Annotated in this window: 5 protein-coding genes; all 5 read right to left on the bottom strand. The window is 67.4% G+C overall.

Features of this window, described 5'->3' with window-relative positions; translation table 11 throughout:
• Positions 1-4 precede the first annotated feature (4 nt).
• Positions 5-844, bottom strand: coding sequence for a 50S ribosomal protein L2 (gene rplB / locus DMB66_RS57755; protein WP_125812450.1), 840 nt, complete (start codon positions 842-844; stop codon positions 5-7).
• A 13-nt stretch (positions 845-857) separates the two neighbouring features.
• Positions 858-1,160 carry a 50S ribosomal protein L23 gene (gene rplW / locus DMB66_RS57750; protein ID WP_125812449.1) on the bottom strand — a complete coding sequence of 101 codons (303 nt, stop codon included), beginning with the start codon at positions 1,158-1,160 and terminating at the stop codon, positions 858-860.
• Entirely contained in the window at positions 1,157-1,822 is a 666-nt protein-coding gene (gene rplD, locus DMB66_RS57745) for a 50S ribosomal protein L4 (RefSeq protein WP_125812448.1), read from the bottom strand. The genes rplW and rplD overlap by 4 nt, the downstream gene beginning before the upstream one ends.
• Entirely contained in the window at positions 1,819-2,472 is a 654-nt protein-coding gene (gene rplC, locus DMB66_RS57740) for a 50S ribosomal protein L3 (RefSeq protein ID WP_125812447.1), read from the bottom strand. Before rplC ends, rplD begins: the two co-directional genes overlap by 4 nt.
• Positions 2,473-2,483: 11 nt before the next feature.
• Positions 2,484-2,776 (bottom strand): 30S ribosomal protein S10 (gene rpsJ, locus DMB66_RS57735; RefSeq protein ID WP_125812446.1); only part of this gene is annotated, 293 nt, incomplete at its 5' end.

Genomic DNA, 2,776 nt, shown 5'->3' with positions numbered 1-2,776 from the left:
CCCGTTATCCGCGCTTGCGGGTGGCGTAGCGGCGGCGAACGATCATGCGGTCGCTCTCCTGGCCCTTGCGGCGGGTGCGGCCCTCGGGCTTACCAGCCGGGTTAACCGGGTGGCGACCACCGGAGGTCTTACCCTCACCACCACCGTGCGGGTGGTCGACCGGGTTCATGGCGACGCCACGGACGGTCGGGCGCTTGCCCTTCCACCGCATGCGGCCGGCCTTGCCCCAGTTGATGTTCGACTGCTCGGCGTTGCCGATCTCGCCGACCGTGGCACGGCAGCGGATGTCGACGCGCCGGATCTCGCCGGAGGGCATACGCAGCGTGGCGTACGCACCCTCGCGACCCAGCAGCTGGATACCGACGCCGGCCGAACGCGCCAGCTTGGCGCCACCGCCGGGACGAAGCTCCACACCGTGGACCGTCGTACCGACCGGAATGTTGCGCAGCGGCAGGTTGTTGCCCGGCTTGATGTCCGAGCCGACACCCGACTCGACCCGGTCGCCCTGCTTCAGGTCCTTCGGCGCGAGGATGTAGCGCTTCTCGCCGTCGGCGTAGTGCAGCAGTGCGATGCGGGACGTGCGGTTGGGGTCGTACTCGATGTGCGCGACCTTGGCCGGCACACCGTCCTTGTCGTTGCGCCGGAAGTCGATCAGCCGGTACTGCCGCTTGTGGCCGCCGCCCTGGTGCCGCGTGGTGATGCGGCCGTGGACGTTGCGACCACCCTTCTTGGGCAGCGGGGCGAGCAGAGACTTCTCCGGCGTCGACCGGGTGATCTCAGCGAAGTCGGCGACGCTGGAGCCGCGACGGCCCGGCGTGGTCGGCTTGTACTTACGGATAGCCATGATTTACAACCCCTTAGCTGACCGGGCCGCCGAAGGCCTCGATACGGTCACCGTCAGCCAGCTTCACCAGGGCACGCTTGGTCGCCTTACGCTGACCGAAGCCCGTCTTGGTGCGCTTGCGCTTGCCCTGGCGGTTAATGGTGTTCACCGTCAGCACACGGACATCGAAGATCTGCTGAATCGCGATCTTGATCTCGGTCTTGTTGGCGTCCGGGTGGACCAGGAACGTGTACCAGTTCTGGTCGAGAACGCTGTAGCTCTTCTCGGAGACCACGGGCGCGACGATGATGTCGCGCGGGTCGGCGACCGTGCTCACTTGTTCCCCTCCTCGGCAACCTCGGCCGGCTGCGTCTCCGCGGGCACGCCCAGGAACTCGTCCAGGGCTTCCTTGGTGAAGACGACCTCGTCGGCGACCAGCACGTCGTACGTGTTGAGCTGACCGGCCTCGATGAGGTGCACGGTCGGCTCGTTACGCAGCGAGATCCAGTTCAGCTCGTCGTAGCTGCTCAGCACGACCAGGACCTTGGTGGACTCGGTCGCCTTGCGCAGCGCCGTGATCGCGGCCTTGGTCGACGGCTTCTCGCCGGAGACGAAGGACTCGATCACGTGGACGCGGCTGTCACGGGCCCGGTCCGAGAGGGCACCACGCAGGGCGGCGGCCTTCATCTTCTTCGGGGTCCGCTGGCTGTAGTCGCGCGGCACGGGGCCGTGCACGACGCCACCGCCGGTGAACTGCGGCGCGCGGATCGAGCCCTGACGGGCGCGACCGGTGCCCTTCTGCTTGTACGGCTTCTTGCCGCCGCCGGAGACCTCACCGCGCGTCTTGGCCTTGGCCGTGCCCTGACGGGCGGCGGCGAGCTGGGCCACGACGACCTGGTGCATCAGCGGGATGTTCGCCTGCACGTCGAAGATGTCGTCGGGCAGCTCGACGGAGCCGGCCTTCGTGCCCTCGGCGTTGATCACGTCAACCGAACTCACTTGGCACCACCCTTCTTCTTCGCCGCCGTACGGACGAGGATCAGCGCGCCCTTGGGACCGGGAACGGCGCCCTTGACCAGCAGCAGGTTGTTCTCGAGGTCGACCGCCTGGATCGTCAGGTTCTGCACGGTGAAGCGATTGCCACCCATGCGACCCGCCATCCGGGTGCCGCGGAAGACGCGACCCGGCGTGGCACAGGCCCCGATCGAACCGGGGTGGCGGTGCTTGCGCTCGACACCGTGGCTGCCCTTGAGACCGTGGAAGCCGTGCCGCTTCATGACGCCGGCGTAGCCCTTGCCCTTGGTCTTACCGGTGACGTCGATCGGCTGGCCGACCGCGAACGCCTCGACGGTGACCTCCTGGCCGAGCTCGTACTCGGTGGCGTCGCTGGTGCGCAGCTCCACGATGTGGCGCCGCGGCGAGACACCCGCCTTCGCGTAGTGGCCGCCCTCGGGCTTGTTGACCTTGCGGGGGTCGATGGCGCCGTACGCCAGCTGAACCGCGGTGTAGCCGTCAGTCTCGGCGGTGCGGACCTGGGTCACGACACACGGGCCGGCCTGCACCACGGTTACCGGGACGACCTTGTTGTTGTCCCAGACCTGGGTCATGCCGAGCTTGGCGCCCAGGATGCCCTTCACTTGCCTGTCCATTGTCCGGATCCCTACAGCTTGATCTCGATGTCGACGCCAGCCGGCAGGTCGAGGCGCATGAGCGAGTCGACCGTCTTCGGAGTCGGGTCGATGATGTCGATCAGCCGCTTGTGCGTGCGCATCTCGAAGTGCTCGCGCGAGTCCTTGTACTTGTGCGGCGAACGGATTACGCAGAAACGGTTGATCTCCGTGGGCAGCGGCACCGGGCCCGCGACCGACGCTCCGGTACGCGTGACCGTCTCGACGATCTTGCGCGCCGACGAGTCGACAACCTCGTGGTCATAGGCCTTGAGCCGGAKGCGGA

This window comes from Actinoplanes sp. ATCC 53533, from assembly GCF_003947245.1.
The sequence above is the reverse complement of the archived record's forward strand: the minus strand, read 5'-3'. Positions and strand labels throughout refer to the sequence as shown.